Annotated in this window: 21 protein-coding genes; 16 read left to right on the top strand and 5 right to left on the bottom strand. The window is 68.5% G+C overall.

What is annotated here, in order from left to right; all coding sequences use genetic code 11:
* Window positions 1-45 precede the first annotated feature (45 nt).
* Window positions 46-852, top strand: coding sequence for an aspartate dehydrogenase (locus CEG14_RS19305; protein ID WP_094828006.1), 807 nt, complete (start codon window positions 46-48; stop codon window positions 850-852).
* Window positions 853-957: 105 nt separating this feature from the next.
* On the opposite strand, the gene CEG14_RS19300 is transcribed toward CEG14_RS19305, so the two are convergent.
* A complete protein-coding gene (locus CEG14_RS19300) occupies window positions 958-1719 on the bottom strand; it encodes an IclR family transcriptional regulator (protein ID WP_094828005.1) in 762 nt (253 codons plus the stop codon).
* A gap of 160 nt (window positions 1720-1879) precedes the next feature.
* On the opposite strand from CEG14_RS19300, the gene CEG14_RS19295 reads away from it, so the two are divergent.
* A complete protein-coding gene (locus CEG14_RS19295; RefSeq protein WP_094828004.1) occupies window positions 1880-2875 on the top strand; it encodes a Bug family tripartite tricarboxylate transporter substrate binding protein in 996 nt (331 codons plus the stop codon).
* A gap of 49 nt (window positions 2876-2924) precedes the next feature.
* On the opposite strand, the gene CEG14_RS19290 is transcribed toward CEG14_RS19295, so the two are convergent.
* Window positions 2925-3716, bottom strand: a complete 792-nt coding sequence (locus tag CEG14_RS19290) for an RNA methyltransferase (protein WP_094828003.1) — start codon at window positions 3714-3716, stop codon at window positions 2925-2927.
* A 243-nt stretch (window positions 3717-3959) separates the two neighbouring features.
* On the opposite strand from CEG14_RS19290, the gene CEG14_RS19285 reads away from it, so the two are divergent.
* The 10 genes from CEG14_RS19285 (at window position 3960) to CEG14_RS19240 (ending at window position 13591) form a co-directional block, all read left to right on the top strand.
* Entirely contained in the window at window positions 3960-4739 is a 780-nt protein-coding gene (locus CEG14_RS19285; protein ID WP_094828002.1) for an inositol monophosphatase family protein, read from the top strand.
* A gap of 280 nt (window positions 4740-5019) precedes the next feature.
* Window positions 5020-6603: a TerC family protein gene (locus CEG14_RS19280; RefSeq protein WP_094828001.1), complete on the top strand. Its 1584-nt coding sequence runs from the start codon at window positions 5020-5022 to the stop codon at window positions 6601-6603.
* 17 nt (window positions 6604-6620) lie between these two features.
* Complete coding sequence (locus CEG14_RS19275) at window positions 6621-7487, top strand: undecaprenyl-diphosphate phosphatase (protein ID WP_094828000.1); 867 nt, start codon at window positions 6621-6623, stop codon at window positions 7485-7487.
* A gap of 134 nt (window positions 7488-7621) precedes the next feature.
* On the top strand, window positions 7622-8302 hold the full coding sequence (locus CEG14_RS19270) for an RraA family protein (RefSeq protein WP_094827999.1): 681 nt from the start codon (window positions 7622-7624) through the stop codon (window positions 8300-8302).
* Entirely contained in the window at window positions 8299-9501 is a 1203-nt protein-coding gene (locus tag CEG14_RS19265) for an aminotransferase class I/II-fold pyridoxal phosphate-dependent enzyme (protein ID WP_094827998.1), read from the top strand. Before CEG14_RS19270 ends, CEG14_RS19265 begins: the two co-directional genes overlap by 4 nt.
* Window positions 9502-9563: 62 nt before the next feature.
* Window positions 9564-10379, top strand: a complete 816-nt coding sequence (locus CEG14_RS19260) for an ABC transporter substrate-binding protein (RefSeq protein ID WP_094827997.1) — start codon at window positions 9564-9566, stop codon at window positions 10377-10379.
* Between the two features lie 76 nt (window positions 10380-10455).
* Window positions 10456-11145, top strand: a complete 690-nt coding sequence (locus CEG14_RS19255; RefSeq protein WP_094827996.1) for an amino acid ABC transporter permease — start codon at window positions 10456-10458, stop codon at window positions 11143-11145.
* Window positions 11138-11830, top strand: a complete 693-nt coding sequence (locus tag CEG14_RS19250) for an amino acid ABC transporter permease (RefSeq protein ID WP_094827995.1) — start codon at window positions 11138-11140, stop codon at window positions 11828-11830. Before CEG14_RS19255 ends, CEG14_RS19250 begins: the two co-directional genes overlap by 8 nt.
* A 19-nt stretch (window positions 11831-11849) precedes the next feature.
* Window positions 11850-12587: an amino acid ABC transporter ATP-binding protein gene (locus tag CEG14_RS19245; RefSeq protein WP_094827994.1), complete on the top strand. Its 738-nt coding sequence runs from the start codon at window positions 11850-11852 to the stop codon at window positions 12585-12587.
* A gap of 68 nt (window positions 12588-12655) precedes the next feature.
* Window positions 12656-13591 carry a LysR family transcriptional regulator gene (locus CEG14_RS19240; RefSeq protein WP_094827993.1) on the top strand — a complete coding sequence of 312 codons (936 nt, stop codon included), beginning with the start codon at window positions 12656-12658 and terminating at the stop codon, window positions 13589-13591.
* 75 nt (window positions 13592-13666) lie between these two features.
* On the opposite strand, the gene CEG14_RS19235 is transcribed toward CEG14_RS19240, so the two are convergent.
* From CEG14_RS19235 to CEG14_RS19225, 3 genes are read right to left on the bottom strand one after another with little or no spacing between them, the layout of a single operon-like run.
* Complete coding sequence (locus CEG14_RS19235) at window positions 13667-14440, bottom strand: UDP-2,3-diacylglucosamine diphosphatase (protein WP_094827992.1); 774 nt, start codon at window positions 14438-14440, stop codon at window positions 13667-13669.
* Window positions 14433-15077 (bottom strand): peptidylprolyl isomerase, encoded by a 645-nt coding sequence (locus CEG14_RS19230; protein ID WP_176461531.1) that lies wholly within the window; start codon window positions 15075-15077, stop codon window positions 14433-14435. Before CEG14_RS19230 ends, CEG14_RS19235 begins: the two co-directional genes overlap by 8 nt.
* Entirely contained in the window at window positions 15074-15682 is a 609-nt protein-coding gene (locus CEG14_RS19225; RefSeq protein ID WP_255032454.1) for a hypothetical protein, read from the bottom strand. Before CEG14_RS19225 ends, CEG14_RS19230 begins: the two co-directional genes overlap by 4 nt.
* A gap of 757 nt (window positions 15683-16439) precedes the next feature.
* On the opposite strand from CEG14_RS19225, the gene cysS reads away from it, so the two are divergent.
* The 4 genes from cysS (at window position 16440) to tilS (ending at window position 20699) form a co-directional block, all read left to right on the top strand.
* Window positions 16440-17897, top strand: a complete 1458-nt coding sequence (gene cysS / locus CEG14_RS19220) for a cysteine--tRNA ligase (protein ID WP_094827989.1) — start codon at window positions 16440-16442, stop codon at window positions 17895-17897.
* A 17-nt stretch (window positions 17898-17914) separates the two neighbouring features.
* Window positions 17915-18559, top strand: coding sequence for a DNA-3-methyladenine glycosylase family protein (locus CEG14_RS19215; protein ID WP_094828288.1), 645 nt, complete (start codon window positions 17915-17917; stop codon window positions 18557-18559).
* A gap of 36 nt (window positions 18560-18595) precedes the next feature.
* Window positions 18596-19561, top strand: coding sequence for an acetyl-CoA carboxylase carboxyltransferase subunit alpha (locus CEG14_RS19210; RefSeq protein ID WP_094827988.1), 966 nt, complete (start codon window positions 18596-18598; stop codon window positions 19559-19561).
* Window positions 19562-19694: 133 nt separating this feature from the next.
* A complete protein-coding gene (tilS, locus tag CEG14_RS19205; RefSeq protein ID WP_094827987.1) occupies window positions 19695-20699 on the top strand; it encodes a tRNA lysidine(34) synthetase TilS in 1005 nt (334 codons plus the stop codon).
* Window positions 20700-20804: the final 105 nt, after the last annotated feature.

Genomic DNA, 20804 nt, shown 5'->3' with positions numbered 1-20804 from the left:
GGCGCAGCGGCGCCCCACCTCATCATCGACAGGAAGAGACGCAGTATGAACAGTTATCGAGTCGGCATCGCGGGTTTCGGCGCCATCGGCCAGGCCGTGGCGCGCGCGCTGGACGCGGGCATTCCCGGCCTCACGCTCGCCGCCGTCGGCGTGCGCGATCCGCAGCAGCCCTCGCAGGCGGTGGCCTGGCGCGGCAAGCCGCCCGTGTACGCCACGCTGGCCGAGCTCGCCGCGCATTGCGACGTGGTGGTCGAGTGCGCGCCGGCGGCGGTGTTCCGCACGCTGGCCGAGCCGGTGATCGCCGCGGGCAAGAAGCTCGTCGTGCTGAGCTCCGGCGCGCTGCTGGCCAATGAAGACCTGATCGCGGCGGCGGGCGAGCGCGGCGCGCAGATCATTGTGCCGTCCGGCGCCATCCTCGGGCTGGACGCGATCACGGCTGCCGCCGAGGGCGAGATCCGCTCGGTCACGATGATCACGCGCAAGCCGCCGCGCGGCCTGAAGGGCGCGCCGTATCTCGAAGCGCACGACATCGACGTGGACGGCATCACCGAGGCCACCCGCATCTTCCGTGGCTCGCCGCGCGAGGCGGCGGTGGGCTTTCCGGCCAACCTCAACGTGGCGGTGAGCGTGTCGCTGGCGGGCATCGGCCCGGATCGCACCACGCTGGAGATCTGGGCCGACCCGGCCGTGACGCGCAACATCCACCGCGTCGAAGTCGATGCCGACTCGGCGAGTTTCGCGGTCGAGATCCAGAACGTGCCGTCGGAAAATCCCAAGACCGGCCGCATCACCGCGCTCAGCGTGATCGCGGCGCTGCGCAAGCTCGGCAGCCCGCTGCGCGTGGGCACCTGAGTCCGGCCGTGTCATGCGAAAGGCGGGCCGCGGCCCGCCTTTTTTGCGCCCCGCGGCCGTCCGGTCGCGCCTCGCCGGCTGCCTGTGCGCAGGCCCGGGCGAGCCTCAGGTCTTGACGCTCAGGCGCGCCAGCTCGGCCTTGATCCAGCCGGCGATCTCGCGCTGGCGCTGCGCCGGCATGCGATCGATGATGGCCGTCACGCTCACCGCGAGCAGGGGTGCGCCCTGCGCATCGAGCAGCGCGCAGCCCACGCCGAGCGCGCCGCGCACCGCATGGTTGCCGACCACCGAATAGCCGCGCGAGCGGGTGTTCTCGATCAGGCGGTACATCTCGTTGGGCGTCATGCCGCCGTACTCGTCGAGCAGGCCGGAGTTGCGCGCCACGATGCCATGGGCCACCGGATCGGGCAGGGCGGCCAGCAGCGCCATGCCGCCCGAGCCCACGCCGAGCGGCTGACGCTTGCCGGCGTAGGTGGCCAGGATCTGCACGGGATAGCTGCCGATCTCGCGGTGCAGGCTGATGGATTCGTCGCCTTCGCGCACCACCAGGAACACCGCGTCGCCCGTGCGTTCGGCCAGGCGCCGCAACACGGGCAGCATCTGGCGCACGCGCGGATCGGGCGAGCCGGCATCGAAATCGGGGGCAAGCTGGGCGCGATACTTCTTCGTGCCCTGGATGGCGCTGACCAGGCCCGCGTCGAGCAGGGCGGCCAGCAGCCGATAGATGGTGGGGCGTTGAATACCGGTCTGGCGGGCGATGTCGGTCACGCTCAAACCGGCATTGCCATGGTCCCGCAGCGCCGCCAGCACGGTCAGCCCGCGGCGCAGGGTGCGCGGCCCGGCGGCCGCTGTCTCGCTCTCTTGCATGGATATCTCTTCTACTTACGGCATTTCACAAGGAAATACCGGGAAAACCATTGTCCGTCCAGTGGACTTTACCTTGATGGCGTCTCCGTGTATAGCGCATCATTGGCTGCGAATAATTTTTATACGTCCATACACTGGACAGATTATGGAGAGAGACACCATGACCCAGGCTCACAAGCCTCGTCTGTCGCGCATGCTTTCCGGCGTTGCCGCCGGCGTCATCAGCGCCTTTGCCCTCAGCGCCCCTGCCCAGGCCGCCGGTTATCCGGACAAGCCCGTGCGCATCGTGGTCGGCTTCTCGGCGGGCGGCACCACCGACGTGATCGCGCGCATCATGGCCAAGGAGCTCACGCAGCAGCTGGGCCAGTCGTTCGTGGTCGAAAACAAGCCGGGCGGCGGCAGCAACATCGCCACCGACTACGTGGCGCGCGCCACGCCCGATGGCTACACCGTGCTGTTCGTGGCCGTCACCAGCGCCATCAACCAGACGCTCTACAAAAACGTCAACTTCGACCTGGTGAAGGACTTCACCCCGGTGGCGCTCGGCGCCAAGGTGCCGAACGTGCTGGTCGTGAACCCGCAGGTGCCGGTCAAGTCGGTCAAGGAATTGGTCGACTACGCCAAGAAGAATCCGGGCAAGCTGGCGTTCGCCTCGTCGGGCAGCGGCACCTCCATCCACATGGCGGGCGAGCTGTTCAAGCAGACCGCCGGCATCGACGTGCTGCACGTGCCCTACAAGGGCAGCGCCCCGGCCATCACCGACCTGATCGGCGGCCAGGTGCAGTTCATGTTCGACAACATGCCCTCGTCGTGGCCGCACGTGCAGAACGGCAAGCTGCGCGCGCTCGCCGTCACCACCAAGGAGCGCTCCAAGAGCGCCCCCGACCTGCCCACCATGCAGGAATCGGGCTTCGCCAACTTCGACGTGTCGTCGTGGTTCGGCATGATCGCCCCGAAGGGCACGCCGCCCGAGGTGGTCGAGAAGCTGAACGCCGCCATGGTCAAGGCGCTCGACAATCCCGAGGTCATCAAGGCCTACGAGAGCCTGGGTGCAGTCGGCCAGAAGACCACGCCGGCCGAGTTCGGCGCCTTCATCAAGGCCGAGGTCGACGGCTGGGCCCCGGTGGTCAAGGCCTCCGGCGCCAAGGTCGACTGACCCCGCGTCGCCCCAGTGAAAAGCCCCGCTGCGGCGGGGCTTTTCTTTTTCACTTGCCGCGCGGCGTGGCGCGCCTGGCGGTGCCGATCATCGCGGTGCAGACCCCGCGCAGCATGTCGACCTCGTCTTTGGTGAGGGCGCTCTTGCCGAACAGGTGGCGCATGCGCGGCACCAGCTTCTTGGGATGGGCCGGATCGAGGAACTCGACCGCGACCAGCGCCTCTTCCCAGTGGGCGAGCAGGGCGTGCACGGCCGCGCCGCTGGCCGGCTCGGCGCCCGGGTCGGGCTGCTGGGCGGTGGAGGCGGGCAGCATCGGCGCGCCGCTGGCGGCGAGCAGGGCGTAACGCACCTCCCAGGCGGCCAGCTGTAGCGCCTGCGCCACGTTCAAAGAGCTGTACTCCGGATTGGCCGGGATGTGGCAAATACGGTGACAGAGCCCGATCTGCGCGTTGGTCAGCCCCGCGCGCTCGGTGCCCAGCACGATGGCGACCACGCCGTCGGCGGTTTCGTCGAGATGGGCGCGCGCCAGCGTGGCGGCCTCGCGGATGTCGCAGGGCGGCGGGCCCAGGTCGCGCACCCGCGCGGTGAGGGCGAAGGCCAGGGTGACCGGCGCCAGCGCCTCTTCGAGGGTGGCGTAAATGCGCGCCTGCTCGAGCACGTCGCTGGCGCCGCTGGCCAGCGCGATCGCGTCCGGATGGGCCGTCATGTCGGGCAATTTGGGCTCGACCAGCACCAGGTCGGCAAAGCCCATGGTCTTGATTGCCCGTGCCGCCGAACCCACGTTTCCGGGGTGGCTGGGCTGGACCATGATGAACCTTACGCGTGAAAATCCTTGAGTCATTTAAAATAGCCCGTTTGGCTTACGTGCTTTCCTGGTTTCGGGTTGATTTTGCCGAGCCGCCATGTCTTGTGCAGCCCGGGTCTGGAGACCGGCCGGCGCCGCCGCAAGACGCAACGCTGGTATCGTACCGGCTGGGGCGGCGAGCGTGATCCGCGCGATCGGCCCGACCTCGGGATCGGCCCCGCGACGGGGCCCCGGACACCGTCAGTACACCGCCACCACACCGCATTCGTACGGAATTCTATGCATCCGATGCTCAACATCGCCATCAAGGCGGCTCGCCGTGCCGGCACCATCATCAATCGTGCCAGCATGGACCTCGACAAGCTCAGCGTGGCCCGCAAGGGGCCGCGCGATTATGTCACGGAAGTGGATCGCGCCTCGGAAGAGGCCATTGTCGAAGTGCTGCGCACCGCGTATCCCGACCACGCCGTGCTGGGCGAGGAATACGGCCTGCAGGGCCCCGACCAGGCCGAGTTCCAGTGGATCATCGATCCGCTCGACGGCACCACCAACTACATCCACGGCCTGCCCAACTACGCCGTGTCGATCGCCCTGACCCAGCGCGGCCAGGTCACCCAGGCGGTGGTCTACGATCCGGCCCGCAACGAGCTCTTCACCGCCAGCCGGGGCAGCGGCACCTTCCTGAACGACCGCCGCGTGCGCGTCTCGGGCCGCATCCGCTACCACGACGCGCTGCTGGGCGCCCACTGGCCCAATGGCGCCGACGCCAAGTCGGATCGCTTCCGCGACATGGCCGACGGCTGCGCCGGCGTGCGCCGCATGGGCTCGACGGTGCTCGACCTGGCCTACGTCGCCAGCGGCCGCCTCGACGGCTTCTGCGGCGTCAAGCTCAAGCCCTGGGACCTCGCCGCCGGCAGCCTGTTGGTGCTCGAGGCCGGCGGCCTGGTGGCCGACTTCGACGGCGAACAGGGCTGGCTCGATTCGGGCAACGTCCTGGCCGGCACGCCCAAGGTCTTCACCCAGATGCTGACCTCGCTGCAGCCGCGCGACGCCGCCTGAGCGGCACCGCCCGCAAGCGCGATCCGAAGCCGGCCGCAAGGCCGGTTTTTCGTTGCGGCCGCGGGCGCGGATCTTGCGCCGCGTGCTCCGGACCCCGCCGTTCGATCCGGCCCGCTTTCATGCCGGCGTCAGGCGCGCGCGGCTATCGTCCGGGGCCATTTTCCTGCCGGGACCTGCCTGTGCCCGAGGCGCGCCGCGCCTCGTTCGGCAAAGGTTTGTCACCGGCGTGTCACCGGGATTCCATGTACGATTACCGGTCTTGTAACTGTTGGAGCACCTGATGGAGTGGCTGCTGGACCCCGCTGCGTGGGTCGGCCTGCTTACCCTTGTCGTCCTTGAAATCGTCCTCGGGATCGACAACCTCATCTTCATCGCCATCCTGGCGGACAAGCTGCCTCCCTCGCAGCGTGACCGCGCGCGCATCGTGGGCCTGTCGCTGGCCCTCGTGATGAGACTGGGTCTGCTCTCCGTCATGTCCTGGCTGGTCACCCTGACCGAGCCGCTCTTCTCGGTGGGCCCGTTCGCCTTCTCCGGCCGCGACCTGATCCTCGGCATCGGCGGCTTCTTCCTGCTCTTCAAGGGCACGATGGAGCTGCACGAGCGCATCGACGGCGGCCATGGCGAAGAGCAGGGCGGGTCGCGCTCCTATCCCAGCTTCTGGGTCACGGTCACGCAGATCGTGGTGCTCGACGCCGTGTTCTCGCTCGACTCGGTGATCACCGCCGTCGGCATGGTCGACCACCTCGCCATCATGATGGTGGCCGTCGTGATCGCCATCGGCATCATGCTGGCCGCCTCCAAGCCGCTCACGCGCTTCGTCAACGCCCACCCCACCGTGGTGGTGCTGTGCCTGTGCTTCCTGCTGATGATCGGCTTCTCGCTGGTGGCCGAGGCGTTCGGCTTCAAGGTGCCCAAGGGCTACCTGTACGCGGCCATCGGCTTCTCGGTGATGATCGAGGCGCTCAACCAGATCGCGCGCCGCAACGTGCTCAAGTTCGATGCGCGCCGCCCCATGCGCGACCGCACCGCCGTGGCCGTGCTGCGCATGCTGGGCAAGCGCCCGCAGAGCGAAGAACCCTCCGAACCCAGCGCCAACGCGCCCGCCATGCCGGCCTTCGGCGTGGAGGAGCGCAACATGGTGAGCGGCGTGCTGACACTGGCCGAGCGCTCGATCCGCTCCATCATGACGCCGCGCACCGACCTGTCGTGGGTCAACATCGACGACGATCCCGAGCAGATAAAGCAGCAGCTGATGAGCGCGCCCCACAGCTTCTTCCCGGTGTGCCGCGGCTCGCTCGACGAGGTGCTGGGCATCGGCCGCGCCAAGGACCTGGTCGCCGACCTCATCACCGAGGGCCGCATCCGCCGCAATCGCCTGCGCGATCCGATCATCGTGCACGAGTCGATCGGCATCCTGCGCCTGATGGACACCCTCAAGCGCTCGCGCGGCCAGCTGGTGCTGGTGGCCGATGAGTTCGGCGCGATCGAAGGGCTGGTCACGCCGATCGACGTGTTCGAGGCGATCGCCGGCGAGTTCCCCGATGAAGACGAGCTGCCCGACATTCTCGCCGTGGGCGACGACGTCTGGCAGATCGATGGCGCCGCCGACCTGCGCCACGTCGAGCAGGTGCTCGACACCGAAGGCCTGATCGACGAGTCGCAGGATTACTCCACGCTGGCCGGCTACCTGCTCGGCCGCTTCGGCCACCTGCCCAAGCCCGGCGACGTCTGCGAATTCGAGACCCACTACTACCGCTTCCGCTTCGAGGTGCTGCAGATGGACGGCCGCCGCATCGCCTCGGTGAAGGTGGAACGCCACTATCTCGGCCCGGTCGAAGACTCCGACACCACCGATCAAGATTGATCCCAACCCACTGATCCATGACCGAAAGCACCCTGTATCTCATCAAGGCATTTTTCCTCGGCATCATCGAGGGGCTGACCGAATTCATTCCGGTGTCCTCCACGGGCCACCTGATCCTGATCGGCGACCTGATCAATTTCGAATCGGGCACCGGCAAGGTGTTCGAGGTCGTGATCCAGCTCGGCGCGATCCTGGCCGTGATGTGGATCTTCCGCGCGCGGCTGTGGCAGTTGATCCACGGCACCCTGACCGGGGTGCGCCAGGAGGTGCTGTTCACCCGCAACCTGCTGCTGGCCTTCCTGCCGGCGGCGGTGATCGGCGCGATCTTCATCAAGACCATCAAGTCGGTGTTCTATCACCCCGGCGTGGTGGCGGTCACGCTGGTGCTGGGCGGCCTCATCATGCTGTACGTGGAGCGCCGCACCCACCACACCCCGGGCGACCGGCCGGGCGCCTCCGACGACACCGCCTCGGATGAACGCGCCACCGCGCACACGCTCGAGCAGATCAGCTGGAAGCAGGCGCTGGGCGTGGGCGTGGCGCAATGTCTGGCCATGATCCCCGGCACCTCGCGCTCGGGCGCCACCATCATCGGCGGCATGATCGCCGGCATCCAGCGCAAGACTGCGACCGAGTTCTCGTTCTTCCTGGCCATGCCCACCATGCTGGGCGCGGCCGTGTACGACCTGTATCGCAACTTCGACGTGCTCACCAGCCACGACCTCTCCGGCATCGCCATGGGATTCGTCGCGGCCTTCCTGAGCGCGCTGCTGGTGGTGCGGGCGGTGCTGCGCTTCGTCGCCAACCACACCTATCGCGGCTTCGCGTGGTACCGGATCGCGCTCGGCATCGTCGTCGCGGTGTGGCTGCTGACCAAGGCCTAAGAATAAGGGAATACCCTGAGCGGGGCGATCCACGAAAAAAATTCGTGGATCGCCCCGAATTTATATCGTTTTGAGGAAGGCAGCCTGCGGGCTTGTAATGCATGCCTGTTCCCACCCGGCATGTGTTCCCTTCCATGAGCTCCTTCGGTTTTCGAATTCTTCCCCAGCCCGAGTCGCGCGTCGCCGACGACATCGTGGCCGGCTTTGCCGACATCGGCACGGCCCAGATCAGTGACTGCATGGGCCGCCTCTACGGCGCCCAGGGCCTCGACGCCCTGCACCGCAACGCCGCCCGCATCGTCGGGCGCGCGGTCACGGTCAAGACCCGTCCGGGCGACAACCTGATGATCCACAAGGCGATCGCGCTCGCCGGCCCCGGCGACGTGATCGTGGTCGACGGCGCGGGCCAGCTCACCAACGCGCTGGTCGGCGAGCTGATGGCGATGGACGCCCAGTCGCGCGGCATCGTGGCCTTCGTGATCGACGGCGCGGTGCGCGACCTCGACGTGTTCCAGCAGGGCGACTTCGGCTGCTTCGCGCGCGGCGTGTCGCACAAGGGCCCCTACAAGGACGGCCCCGGCGAAATCAACGTGCCGGTGAGCATCGGCGGCCAGGTGATCTGCGCCGGCGACGTCATCATCGGCGATGCCGACGGCGTGGTGGCGGTGCCGCTGGCGCTGGCCGCCGACGTGCTGGCCGCCGCCCGCAAGAAGGAAAGCGACGAGCAGCTGACCAAGGAAAAGCTGCGCGCCGGCACCTACACCAAGCCCTGGGTCGATCGCACCATCGCCGAAAAGACCGGAGGCGCCAAGTGAGTTTCATCGCCGAAAAGATCAAGCGCATCAAGCTGTCGCCCAGCGTGGCGACGCGCGCCATCGTCGCGCAGCTGCGCGAAGAGGGCCGCCGCATCATCGACCTGACCGTGGGCGAGCCCGACTTCTCGACCCCCGCGCACATCTGCGACGCCGCCGCGGCCGCGATGCGCCAGGGCCAGACCAAGTACCCGCCCGCGCAGGGCACCCTGGCGCTGCGCCGCGCGGTGCGCGCGCGCCTGCTCGAAGAGACCGGGGTCGACTATCCCGAGTCGCGCATCATCGTGGGCACGGGCGCCAAGCAGGTGCTCTACAACGGCCTGGCCGCGACCCTCAACGACGGTGACGAGGTCATCATCCCGGCGCCGTATTGGGTGTCGTACCCGGACATGGTGCTGGTCAACGGCGGCGTGCCGGTGGCCGTGGCCACCACGCCCGAGACCCAGTACAAGCTGACGCCCGCCGCGCTCGAGGCCGCCATCACGCCGCGCACCAAGTGGCTGATGCTCAACGCCCCGAGCAATCCCACCGGCGCGATCTACACCGCCGACGACTGGCGCGGCCTCACCGAGGTGCTGGCGCGCCACCCGCACGTGTGGCTCATGACGGACGACATCTACGCCCGCCTGAACTTCACCGACACGCCGACCGTGCACCCGCTGCAGATCGCGCCCGGGCTCGCCAGCCGCACGCTGGTGGTCAACGGCGTGTCCAAGGCCTATGCCATGACCGGCTGGCGCATCGGCTACGGCGCGGGTCCGGACGAGCTCATCAAGGCGATGGCCATCCTGCAGTCGCAGAGCACCTCGGGCGCCAGCTCGATCAGCCAGGCCGCCGCGCTCGAAGCGCTGGCGGGCCCGCAGGACTGCGTGGCCGAGTTCGCCGGCATCTTCAAGTCGCGCCGCGACGCGGCGGTGGCCGCGCTCACCGGCGCGCCCGGCCTGAAGGTGGTGGTGCCCGAGGGCGCGTTCTACGTGTTCCCGGACTGCAACGGCGTGCTGGGCAAGCGCACCGCCGACGGCAAGCGGATCGAGACCGACACCGACTTCGTGCACTACCTGCTGCGCGAGGCCGGCGTGGCCGTGATCGACGGCACGCCCTATGGCGTGCCCGGCACGTTCCGGCTGTCGTTCGCCGCCTCGCTGGCGGACATCGAACAGGGCTGCGCGGCCATCCGCGCCGCCTGCGAGAAGTTGAACTGAAGCGACCTGCGCGGCGGCCCGCGCGGCCGTCGCACCTTCCACAACCAGACAAGGGGAATTCCATGAAACGCAATCTGCTGGCAGCCTTCGCGATGGGCCTGTTCGCACTGGCCGGCACGGTGCACGCCGACCAGCTCGACGACGTCAAGAAGCGCGGCGAACTCATCTGCGGCACGCTCGGCACGTCGCAGCCGTTCAGCTTCCAGGACGCGGCGACCCGCACCGTGGTGGGCTACGACGTCGACATGTGCAAGCTGGTGGCCGACAAGCTCGGCGTGAAGGTCAGCTACAAGCTGCTGTCGGTGGCCGCCCGCGTGCCCGAGCTCAACGAAGCCCGGGTCGACATCCTGGCCGCCAACCTGGGCTATTCGCCCGAGCGCGCCGAACAGATCGCCTTCAGCCGCGCCTACTACGTCAGCCCGCAGAAGCTGATGGTGCGCAAGGATTCCGGCCTGGCCGACGCCGCCGCCGTCGATGGCCGCCGCGTCGCCGCCACCAAGGGCTCGAGCTCGGAGCGCGAGATCAAGCGCATCCTGAGCAAGTCGCAGGTGATCGGCTACACCGACAGCTCGGCCGCCTACCTGGCGCTCCAGCAGAAGAAGGTCGACGCGCAGTTCGCCTCCGAACTGGTGCTGGTGCGCCTGCAGCTGCAAAGCCCGCCCACCGCGCCGGTGACCATCCTCGAGAAGTCGGTGTTCGACGAATCGTGGGGCCTGGGCATGCGCAAGTCGGAGACGCGCTTCATCGATGCGGTGAACCAGATCCTCGACCAGGCCGAGACCTCGGGCGAGGCGGCCAAGCTGTTCGAGAAGTGGTTCGGCGCCGACACGCAGTACAAGCTGCAGCGCTCGTTCAAGATCGCGCCCATCGCGGGCTGAGGTCGGGCCGGGGCCCGGCCCCGGCCTTCACGGCGCCCGCCCGGCGGGCGCCGCGCCGTTTGTCGGAGTACTACCCTTGTTCTCGCTAGACACCGTTTACCTGCATCAGATGGCCAGCGGCATGCTGACCACCGTGCAGCTCTTTCTCATTGCCTGGGTGATCGCGTTCACGCTGGCCGTGCTGCTGGTGGTGATCCGCACCACCAACCTGGCGCCGTGCCGCTGGCTGGTCGACGCCTACGTCGAATACCACCGCAACGTGCCGCTGCTGGTGCAGGTGCTGTTCTGGTATTTTGGCATGCCCGAGCTGCTGCCCGAAGGCTTTCGCACCTGGCTCTACCAGCACAACGCCGAGCTCTCGCTCGCCGCGATCGCGCTCGGGCTGGGCTCCGCCGCCTACATCGCCGAAGACATCCGCAGCGGGCTGCGCGCCATCCCGTTCACGCAGTTCGAGGCGGCGCGCGCGCTCGGCTCCTCCTACCTGCAATGCATGCGCCACGTGATCGTGCCGCAGGCGCTGCGCATCTCCATCCCGCCGCTGGTGGGCCGCGCGCTGCTGCTGTTCAAGAACACCAGCGTGGCCATGGCCATCGGCGTGATCGAGCTCACCTACCAGGCGCGCGAGATCGAGAACGAAACCTACCGCACGTTCGCGACCTTCGGCCTGGCGACGCTGATGTACCTGTTCGGCTCGTTCCTGTTGATGTTCATCGGTTCGCGCATCTATGCGCGCTACAGCCTGGGGCAGGGAGGCCGCCGTGCTTGATATCCTGCGTGAATACTGGCCCATGCTGCTGGTGGGGCAATACCCCAACGGCCCCTTGGGCGGACTGGCCCTGACCCTGATCCTGGCCGCGCTCGGCCTGGCGCTGTCGCTGCCGCTGGCGCTGCTCATCGCCATCGCGCGCGTGAGCCCCTTCCGCTGGATCGCGCTGAGCTCGCGCGCCCTGGTCAACGTGGTGCGCGGCATGCCGCTGCTGATGCTGATCTTCTGGGCCTACTTCGCGGTGCCCAAGCTCACCGGCGAGGCGGTCAGCGGCTTCTGGACGCTGATCTGCGCGCTGGTGATCTACGAGAGCGCCTATCTCTCCGAGGTGATCCGCTCCGGCATCGAGGCGATCCCGAAGGGCCAGATCGAGGCCTCGCGTTCGCTCGGCGTGGGCTACTGGACCACCATGCGCAAGGTGGTGCTGCCGCAGGCGCTGTTCAACGTGCTGCCCAGCATGACCAGCCAGTTCGTCTCCACCATCAAGGAAACCTCGCTGGGCTACGTGATCAGCGTCAACGAGCTCACCTTCGCCGCCAACCAGGTCAACAACCTGGTGCTGACCCAGCCGCTGCAGGTGTTCGGCATCCTGGCCATCATTTACTTCCTCGTGTGTTTCAGCCTGAGCCGCAGCGTCGCCTGGCTGGACCAGTGGGTCCGCCGCACCCGCGCCATGCCGGCGTGACGGCAAAGGGAATCGCATCATGATCAAGCTCGAACGCGTCAACAAGCATTACGGCACCCACCAGGTGCTGACCAACGTCGACCTGGACGTCGCCCGCGGCGAGGTGCTGGTGGTGTGCGGCCCGTCGGGGTCCGGCAAGTCCACGCTGATCCGCACCATCAACCGGCTGGAGGGCATCACCGATGGCCGCATCCTGATCGACGGCAAGGACATCCATGCCAAGGACGTGAACATCAATCACCTGCGCCGGGGCATCGGCTTCGTGTTCCAGCAGTTCAATCTGTTTCCGCACATGAGCGTGCTGGACAACGTGACGTACGCGCCGGTGCAGATCCTGAAGATGCCGCGCGCCGAGGCGCAGCAGCTCGCGCGCCAGCTGCTCGAGCGTGTCGGCATGGGGCACAAGATCGACGCCTATCCGGGCTCGCTCTCGGGCGGCCAGCAGCAGCGCGTGGCGATCGCCCGCGCGCTGGCGCTCAAGCCGCCCATCATGCTGTTCGACGAGCCCACCAGCGCGCTCGACCCCGAGATGGTGGGCGAGGTGCTGCAGGTGATGAAGTCGCTGGCGCGCGACGGCATGACCATGGTCTGCGTGACCCACGAAATGGGCTTCGCGCGCGACGTCAGCGACCGCGTGATCTTCATGGATGCCGGCCAGATCCTCGAAATGGCGCCGCCCGAGGAATTCTTCCGCACGCCGAAGCATCCGCGCGCGCAACGATTCCTGGCCGACATCATCGCGCACCACCCCGCATGAACGGCGCCCCCGGCCCGGAGGGCGGTGGTAAGGTTGGGCTTTCCGCCCGCCCGTCCTCCCATTCGGCCATGTATACCCTGAAGCAACTCGAGGCGTTCTACTGGAGCGCCACCCTGGGCAGCTTCAGCGCCTCGTCGCGCAAGCTGCACACCACCCAGTCGGCGGTCGCCAAGCGGGTCGGGGAGCTCGAGGGGTTCGCGGGGGCGCCGCTGTTCGAGCGCCGCGCCAAGTCGCTGCTGCTCACCCAGCATGGCCGCAAGCTGTTCGAGCGCGCACGTGAAATGCTGGAGCTCAACAGCCGCATCGTGCTCGACATGGCCGACGCGGCGCGCTTCGAGGGCAGCGTGCGCCTGGGCGTCACCGAGCTGGTGGCGCTCACCTCGCTGGCCAGCATGATCAGCCTGCTCGACCAGCGCTACCCCAAGGTGCAGCTGCTGCCCGAGATCGACGGCGGCATCACGCTCTACCAGCGCCTGGAGCGCGACGAGCTCGACCTGGCCATCATGCCCGGCCCGTTCTGGAGCTACGAATACGATTGCGTGCCGCTGGGTTCGGTGGTCAATGTGTGGATGGCCAGCCCCAGCCTGCCGCTGGATCACCGCCGCGACCTGACGCCGCACGAACTGGGGCCGTTCCCGGTCATCAGCCAGCCGTCCAACTCGGCGCTGTCGCATCTCTACGATGCCTGGTTCGCGCAGCAGGGGCTGTCGGTCAAGCGGGTGCTGACCTGCAACAGCCTGGCCATGATGGCGCAGCTCACCATGCTGGGCCTGGGCATCAGCTACCTGCCGGGCTCGTACTTCGCGCCGCTGGTGGCGCGTGGCGCGCTCTGCCGGTTGCGCGTGCAACCGGACCTGCCCACCATCAATTACTACGCGGTCTTCAAGAAGAGCGTGATCAGTCCGGTCGTGCGCACCGTGATCGACATCGCGCGCGAGGCCTGCGATTTCGAGCGCGAGGGCGCCTTCCTGCCCATGCTGCCGCCGGCGGCGGGCGAGGGCTGAGGCGCGCGCGGGTCGCCGCGGCAAAGCAAAGGCCACCCGAGGGTGGCCTTCGCATTGCCGACGTGGCGTGACGGATCAGTCCTCGTCGCCGAGTTCGAAGAACGTCAGGCCGTCGGCGTCGATCACCAGCCAGCCGCCGCGCGGCGGGGTGGCGTGATCGCAATCCCAGTCGGGCAGCACCCAGCGCTCGCGCTTTTTGCCGTCCACCTCGAGCACGTGGCGCGCCGGCCGGTGGGTGTGGCCGTGCACCATCACACGAACGCCGCTGTCGCGGAACGCCGTCTCGATGGCCTGCGCGTTGACGTCCATGATCTCCATGGACTTGCTCTGGTTGGCCGCCTGGCTCTCGCCCCGGGCCTGCTGCGCCAGCGCCAGCCGCTCGGGGATGGTCTTGCCGAGAAACTCGGCCTGCCAGCGCGGATCGCGCACCATGGCGCGGAACTGCTGGTAGGGCGCATCGTCCGTACAGAACTCATCGCCGTGCGTGAGCAGGATCGTGCCGAAGTCGGTCTGCAGCAGCGCCGGCTCGGGCAGCATCTTCGCGCCGACCCGGTTGGCGAGCATCTCGCCCATCAGGAAGTCGCGGTTGCCGCGGCCCAGATAGACGGGGATGCGCGCCGCCGTGCGCGCCACGGCCTGCAGCACCTCGGCCAGCCAGGGCGGCGCCGCGGCGATGACGTCGTCGCCGATCCAGGCGTCGAAGATGTCGCCCGGCAGCAGCAGCGCGGCCGCTTCCTCGGCCGCGGCGTCGAGAAACGCACGGAAGGCCTCGGAAGTGGCCGGCGTGGCCGGCCCCAGGTGCAGGTCGGACGCGAGCCAGACCGGGCCCGCAAACTCGAGCTTATTCAATGATCTCGGCCTTTTCGATGATCACGTCTTCCTTGGGCACGTTCTGGTGGAAGCCGTTGTTGCCGGTCTTCACGCCCTTGATCTTGTCGACCACGTCGGTGCCTTCGGTGACCTTGCCGAACACGGCATAGCCCCAGCCGTTCGGCGTGGGCGCGGTGAAGTTCAGGAAGTCGTTGTCGCCGACGTTGATGAAGAACTGGGCGGTGGCCGAGTGCGGGTCGCTGGTGCGGGCCATCGCCACGGTGTACTTGTCGTTCTTCAGGCCGTTGTTGGCCTCGTTCTCGATCGGGCTCTTGGTGGGCTTCTGCTTGAGGCCGGCTTCGAAGCCGCCGCCCTGGATCATGAAGCCGTCGATCACGCGATGGAACACGGTGCCGTTGTAGAAGCCGTCCTTCACGTAACCCAGGAAGTTTTCGACGGTCTTGGGGGCCTTTTCGGCATCGAGCGTGATCACCAGGTCGCCTTGGTTGGTGTGCAGCTTGACGCGGGGAGTGGTGCTCATGGATGTATTGCCTTTAGAGGTGGTGGAGGGGGTGCCAGCGGATTGGGCCAGCGCGCCTGCGGGCAGCGTGGCTGCCAGCAGGAACGTGCACGCCGTCAGGCGCAGCAGTTTAAGCGGAGAGTATCGGGTGTTCATCGGCTCTGCTTTTCCTTGATCACGGTCTCGATTTCTTTGGCGCGCTGCGCCATGCCGGGCACGCCGCGGGCGGCTTCCTGGCGATAGGTGCGCAGTGCGATCAGCAGCTGCACGTCGGCCAGGTTGGCCCGTGCGGCGGCGTAATTGGGATCGGCGCGCAGCGACATCTGCAACGCCTGTTGCGCGAGGTCGAGCTCGCCCCGGTCGGCGCGGATCGCCGCCAGATTGTTCCACGGCTCCGGCAGTTCCGGAAAGCGCGTGGTCATCTCGGTGTAAATGTCGATCGCCTCGTTGTCGCGGTCCAGGGCGTGCAGGGCGCGCGCGTGCTGGAACATCAGCTGCACGTCGGTGCCGCCGCGGCGGCTCTTGCTCTCGGCCAGGCGCGCCTCGATCATCTCGAGCGCGGCCTCGTTCTTGCCCTTGTTGAGCAGGCCCTCGATGTGGTCGGTGATCTGCGAGGGGGAGGGGTCGAGGCGGGTGTCGACGCCGGGCTTGGCGGCCTCGAGCAGCCGGGCCAGGCCGTCCCAGCCGCCTTCGGGCGGGATCGGGTCGAGCTTGGTGCGGCTGTTCATGGGATTGCGGTCGAAACTGGTGCCCCCGCCCATCGACTGGGCCAGGCTGGCCGAGGCCGGCAGCAGGGCCAGGACGCTGGCGAGCACGGTGATGCAAAGACGCGTGGAAGTCACGAGGGCATCCGTAAAAGGTGGGCGCGCGACCGGACTGCACGCGCCGGCGGGCCGCTTGTTATACTTGACGACCGCCATTTTAGCCTCGGATGCGCCGGACGGTCTGCCCGATGGGCGGTTTCATGGGTGGCCGCGGGGTCTTTCGAGGGCAGGGGCGCGGGCAATACGGCATGCCGCATGGCTGGTGGCAGTGCAGGCAGGGCATGGCAGTGACGTCGCTGCGGGCGCGCCGCGTCGTCGCCACGCCGGCCGCCGCGGCCACGAGTATCGATGCGCCTGGCGCGGGCCCGGCCCGCCGCGGACGCCGCGTCGGCAGCACAGGTAACAGGGCCGTGGCCCGCGGGCGCATTTCCCGCAGGCACGGAAATTCAGCAACAACAGGATCACGATGATGGGATCGCATTGGATTGAGCCACTCGCCGTGGCCGCGCAGACGGCGCATCGCGCCGCGCGTGGCCTGCGGGCGTCGCCGTCGGTCCTGTCCGTGCGGCGCGCGCCGGCTCGAGGCCTGGTCGCCGCGCGCTGTTGTTGTCGCCCGCCAGGCCGGCCTGTCCGGCACTAGCGCCCCGCGCGCCGCCCCGATGCGGCCCAGGGGCTTGCGGGGGATGCCCCGCGCCGTCGCCTCCCGTTGCCTTCGTCGGCCCCGCCGATTTCCACGACCCGCTTCCCTATCGTCATGCTGCATATCTACAACACACTGTCGCGTACCAAGGAACCCTTCAAGCCGGTGCATGCCGGGCAGGTGCGCATGTACGTGTGCGGCATGACCGTCTACGACTACTGCCATCTGGGCCATGCCCGCATGCTGATCTCGTTCGACCTGATCCAGCGCTGGCTGCGCGCCAGCGGCTACCAGGTCGACTACGTGCGCAACATCACCGACATCGACGACAAGATCATCCGCCGCGCGGTCGAGACCAACCGGCGCATCGGCGACGTGACCGAGTTCTACATCGATGCGATGCACGCCGACGAGCGCGCGCTCAACGTGCAGACGCCCGATCGCGAGCCGCGCGCCACGCAATACGTGGGCGAGATGCTCGACATCATCGGCCAGCTCGAGAAAAACGGCCTGGCCTACCAGGCCGACGACGGCGACGTGAACTACGCGGTGCGCGGCTTCCCGGGCTACGGCAAGCTGTCGGGCAAGACGCTCGACGACCTGCGCGCCGGCGAACGCGTCGCGGTGGGCTCGGCCAAGCGCGACCCGCTCGACTTCGTGCTGTGGAAGTCGGCCAAGGCCGACGAGCCGCCCGAGACCAAATGGGAGTCGCCCTACGGCATGGGCCGCCCGGGCTGGCACATCGAGTGCTCGGCCATGAGCAAGAGCCTGCTCGGCCTGCCGCTCGACATCCACGGCGGCGGCCCCGACCTGAAATTCCCGCACCACGAGAACGAGATCGCCCAGACCGAAGGCGCCTTCGGCGGCCAGCTCGCCAACGTCTGGATGCACTGCGGCCCGCTGATGGTCGATTCCGACAAGATGTCGAAGTCGCTGGGCAACTTCCGCACCATCCGCCAGACCATCGCCGCCGGCCAGCCCGGCGATGCCGAGGCCGACTACCGCGTCAACCCGCGCGAAGCCGAGATGCTGCGCTTCTTCATCGTGCGCAACCACTATCGCAGCCCGCAGAACTACACGCCCGACAACCTGGTCGACGCGCAGAACGCGCTCGACCGGCTCTACCAGACGCTGCAGAACGTGGCGGCCGATGCCGCCGGCATCGACTGGAACGAGCCGCAGGCGCAGGCCTTCAAGGCCGCGATGGACGACGACTTCAACAGCTCGGGCGCGGTCGCGGCCCTGTTCGAGCTCGCCAGCCAGGCCAACCGCGCCGGCGACGCCCGCGCCGCGGGCCAGCTCAAGGCGCTCGCCGCGCTGATGGGCCTGCTGCAGCAGGATCCGGTGGCCTACTTCCAGTCGCCCACGCGCTATTCCGCCACGGCGATCGAGCAGGGCGGCGCGTCGGATGCGCTCGCTGCCGAACGCGTCGAGGCGCTGATCGCCGAACGCGCCCAGGCCAAGCAGGGACGCGACTTCGCCCGTGCCGACGCGATCCGCGCCGAGCTGCGCGCCGCCGGCATCGAACTCGACGACAAGCCGGGTGGCGTCACCCAATGGCGTCGCGCCTGATCGCCGAGCCCGTCTTTATGTCCAGCCCCGAACTCGAACTCGTCAAGCCCGATTACTGGGAGGAGGCCGTCGCGCACCTGATGCGCCGCGACCGCATTCTCAAGAAGATCATTCCCCAGCACGCCGACACCTGGCTGTCGTCGCGCGGCACCCCGTTCGTGACGCTGGCGCGCGCGATCGTGGGCCAGCAGATCTCGACCAAGGCCGCCGAGGCGCTCTGGAACCGCTTCATCGACACCGTCGGAAAGCGGCCCACGCCCGCCACCGTGCTCAAGGCCGGCGTGGCCAACCTGCGCGCCGCCGGCCTGTCGCAGCGCAAGGCCGAGTACGTGCAGGATCTGGCGGAACATTTCGGCCAGCGCAAGGTGCATCCCGAGCGCTGGGCCACGATGGACGACGAAGCCGTCATTTCCGAGCTGGTCGCGATCCGCGGCATCGGACGCTGGACGGCGGAGATGTTTTTGATTTTCAATCTGCAGCGGCCGGACATCCTGCCGCTGGACGATCTTGGGTTGCTCAAGGCAATCTCGTTACACTATTTCAGCGGCGAGCCGGTTTCGCGCTTCGAGGCCCGTGAGGTCTCGTTGGCGTGGCAGCCCTGGCGTACCGTGGCGACCTGGTATCTGTGGCGCAGTCTGGAACCGACCCCGGTCCAGTACTGATCCGCAGCGCCTCGCCCATCAACGGAACCACACTTCATGCGCAATACTTTCCTGGAATTCGAACAACCGCTCGCCGAGCTTGAAAACAAGATCGAGCAGCTGCGCTACGTGCAGGCCGACTCCGCTGTGGACATCTCCGACGAGATCGGCCGTCTGCAGCAGAAAAGCCAGGCACTCGCCAAGGAAATCTACGGCAAGCTCACGCCGTGGCAGACCGCCCTCGTGGCGCGCCACCCGCAGCGGCCGTACACGCTCGACTACGTGCGCGAGATGTTCACCGACTTCCACGAACTGCACGGCGACCGCATGTACGCCGATGACCAGTCCATCGTGGGCGGCCTGGCCCGCTTCAACGGCCAGCCCTGCATGGTCATCGGCCACCAGAAGGGCCGCGACACCAAGGAGCGCGCCGCGCGCAACTTCGGCATGCCGCGTCCCGAGGGCTATCGCAAGGCCCTGCGCCTGATGCGCCTGGCCGAGAAGTTCGGCCTGCCGATCTTCACCTTCGTCGACACCCCGGGCGCCTATCCCGGCGTGGGCGCCGAAGAGCGCGGCCAGTCCGAGGCGATCGGCCACAACCTGTACGCCATGGCCGAGCTCAAGGTGCCCGTGATCGTCACGATCATCGGCGAGGGCGGCTCGGGCGGCGCGCTGGCGATCGCCGTGGGCAACGCCGTGCTGATGCTGCAGTACGCCACCTACTCGGTGATCTCGCCCGAGGGTTGCGCGTCGATCCTGTGGCGCAGCGCCGACAAGGCGCCCGAGGCGGCCGAACAGCTCGCCATCGTCGCGCCGCGCCTGAAAGACCTGAACCTGATCGACCGCGTGGTCAACGAGCCCGTGGGCGGCGCCCACCGCGATCCGCGCGTCATGGCCCGCCTGCTGCGCCGTGCGCTTGGCGATGCGCTGCGCCAGCTGCAGGGCCTCACGCCCGACCAGCTGATCCAGCAGCGCCTCGAGCGCGTGATGTCGTACGGCCGCTTCCAGGAAGCGCGCGCCTGAGGCAGGCCGCGCCGTGGCGACGCCCGCGTTATGCTCGGGCTGTCGCCGTGCTGTATCCGATGGCCGGGCCGATGCCCGGCCATTTTGCCGTCCGGCGCGCCCGCGGCCTTTCCCGCTCCTGACCGCCCACCTCATGTCCGCGCCCCTTTCCGCCGACGATCCCTTCGTGGCCCTGGCCGCGCCGCTGCGTGCGCAGTGGCCGGCGGGCGCCCGCGTGGCCGTGGCGGTCAGCGGCGGCGCGGACTCGGCGATGCTGGCGGTGGCGGCCGCGAGCCTGGGCCGCGACCTGGTGCTGTTCCATGTGCACCACGGCCTGCAGGCGCCGGCCGACGACTGGCAGGCGCAGGTCGAGGCGCTGGCCGGCGCGCTCGGCGTGCCGCTGCACAGCGCGCGCGTGGCCGTGGCGCCCGACGGCGGCAAGGGCATCGAGGCGGCCGCGCGCGCGGCCCGCTATGCCGCCCTGGCCGGGCTGGCGCGCGAGGCCGGCGTGAGGTACGTCATGCTGGCGCATCACCGCAACGACCAGGCCGAGACCGTGTTGCTGCGGCTGCTGCGCGGCGCCGGGCCGCAGGGCATGGGCGCGATGCGGCCGGCCACGACGCGCGACGGCATCGTCTACCTGCGGCCCTGGCTCGACCTCGACCGCGCCCGCATCCTGGCCGCCGCCGCGGCCTACGCGGCGCGCACCGGCTGGCATGCGGTCCAGGATCCCACCAACACCGACCCGGCCTACACCCGCGCCGCGGTGCGCACCCGGCTCACGCCCGTGCTCGACGCGCGCTGGCCGGGCTGGCAGGCCGTCGTGGCGCGCCAGGCGCGCCACATGGCCGAGGCCGCCGAGATCCTGGCCGAGGTGGCCGAGTCTGATTTTGCCGCGCTCGGCGCCACGCCCGACGGCCGCGATTTCGACCTGGCGGCGTGGCGCGCGCTGTCGCCGCCGCGCCAGGCCCAGGTGCTGCGATACTGGCTCGGCCTGCACGGCTTGCGCGCGCCCGCCGACGCCCGCCTGGCCGAGCTGATGCGCCAGCTGCGCGGCCTGCACCAGCTCGGCCACGACCGCGACCTGCGCCAGGCCCACGAGGGCCACTGGATCCGCTGCCACCGCGGCCGGGTCTGGCTCGAGCCGCAGGGCGGATGAGGGCGCGGAAAATCGGGGCGGGATCGGCCGCAAGACGCGCGTGATCCGGCGCCGATCCACGCAAGAACGGGTCTGTTTCGATTCCGTCTGCGCAAATTTTTACCG

This window comes from Bordetella genomosp. 1 (assembly GCF_002261335.1).
GTDB lineage: Bacteria > Pseudomonadota > Gammaproteobacteria > Burkholderiales > Burkholderiaceae_B > Bordetella.
The sequence above is the reverse complement of the archived record's forward strand: the minus strand, read 5'-3'. Positions and strand labels throughout refer to the sequence as shown.

Coding starts and splice junctions, on each gene's coding strand:
- CEG14_RS19270 (WP_094827999.1), top strand. CDS start 7,622: ATGAGCTCCTTCGGTTTTCGAATTCTTCCCCAGCCCGAGTCGCGCGTC.
- CEG14_RS19290 (WP_094828003.1), bottom strand. CDS start 3,716: ATGACTCAAGGATTTTCACGCGTAAGGTTCATCATGGTCCAGCCCAGC.
- cysS (WP_094827989.1), top strand. CDS start 16,440: ATGCTGCATATCTACAACACACTGTCGCGTACCAAGGAACCCTTCAAG.
- CEG14_RS19275 (WP_094828000.1), top strand. CDS start 6,621: ATGACCGAAAGCACCCTGTATCTCATCAAGGCATTTTTCCTCGGCATC.
- CEG14_RS19240 (WP_094827993.1), top strand. CDS start 12,656: ATGTATACCCTGAAGCAACTCGAGGCGTTCTACTGGAGCGCCACCCTG.
- tilS (WP_094827987.1), top strand. CDS start 19,695: ATGTCCGCGCCCCTTTCCGCCGACGATCCCTTCGTGGCCCTGGCCGCG.
- CEG14_RS19230 (WP_176461531.1), bottom strand. CDS start 15,077: ATGAACACCCGATACTCTCCGCTTAAACTGCTGCGCCTGACGGCGTGC.
- CEG14_RS19260 (WP_094827997.1), top strand. CDS start 9,564: ATGAAACGCAATCTGCTGGCAGCCTTCGCGATGGGCCTGTTCGCACTG.
- CEG14_RS19305 (WP_094828006.1), top strand. CDS start 46: ATGAACAGTTATCGAGTCGGCATCGCGGGTTTCGGCGCCATCGGCCAG.
- CEG14_RS19225 (WP_255032454.1), bottom strand. CDS start 15,682: ATGGGCGGGGGCACCAGTTTCGACCGCAATCCCATGAACAGCCGCACC.
- CEG14_RS19215 (WP_094828288.1), top strand. CDS start 17,915: ATGTCCAGCCCCGAACTCGAACTCGTCAAGCCCGATTACTGGGAGGAG.
- CEG14_RS19245 (WP_094827994.1), top strand. CDS start 11,850: ATGATCAAGCTCGAACGCGTCAACAAGCATTACGGCACCCACCAGGTG.
- CEG14_RS19295 (WP_094828004.1), top strand. CDS start 1,880: ATGACCCAGGCTCACAAGCCTCGTCTGTCGCGCATGCTTTCCGGCGTT.
- CEG14_RS19300 (WP_094828005.1), bottom strand. CDS start 1,719: ATGCAAGAGAGCGAGACAGCGGCCGCCGGGCCGCGCACCCTGCGCCGC.
- CEG14_RS19285 (WP_094828002.1), top strand. CDS start 3,960: ATGCATCCGATGCTCAACATCGCCATCAAGGCGGCTCGCCGTGCCGGC.
- CEG14_RS19210 (WP_094827988.1), top strand. CDS start 18,596: ATGCGCAATACTTTCCTGGAATTCGAACAACCGCTCGCCGAGCTTGAA.
- CEG14_RS19280 (WP_094828001.1), top strand. CDS start 5,020: ATGGAGTGGCTGCTGGACCCCGCTGCGTGGGTCGGCCTGCTTACCCTT.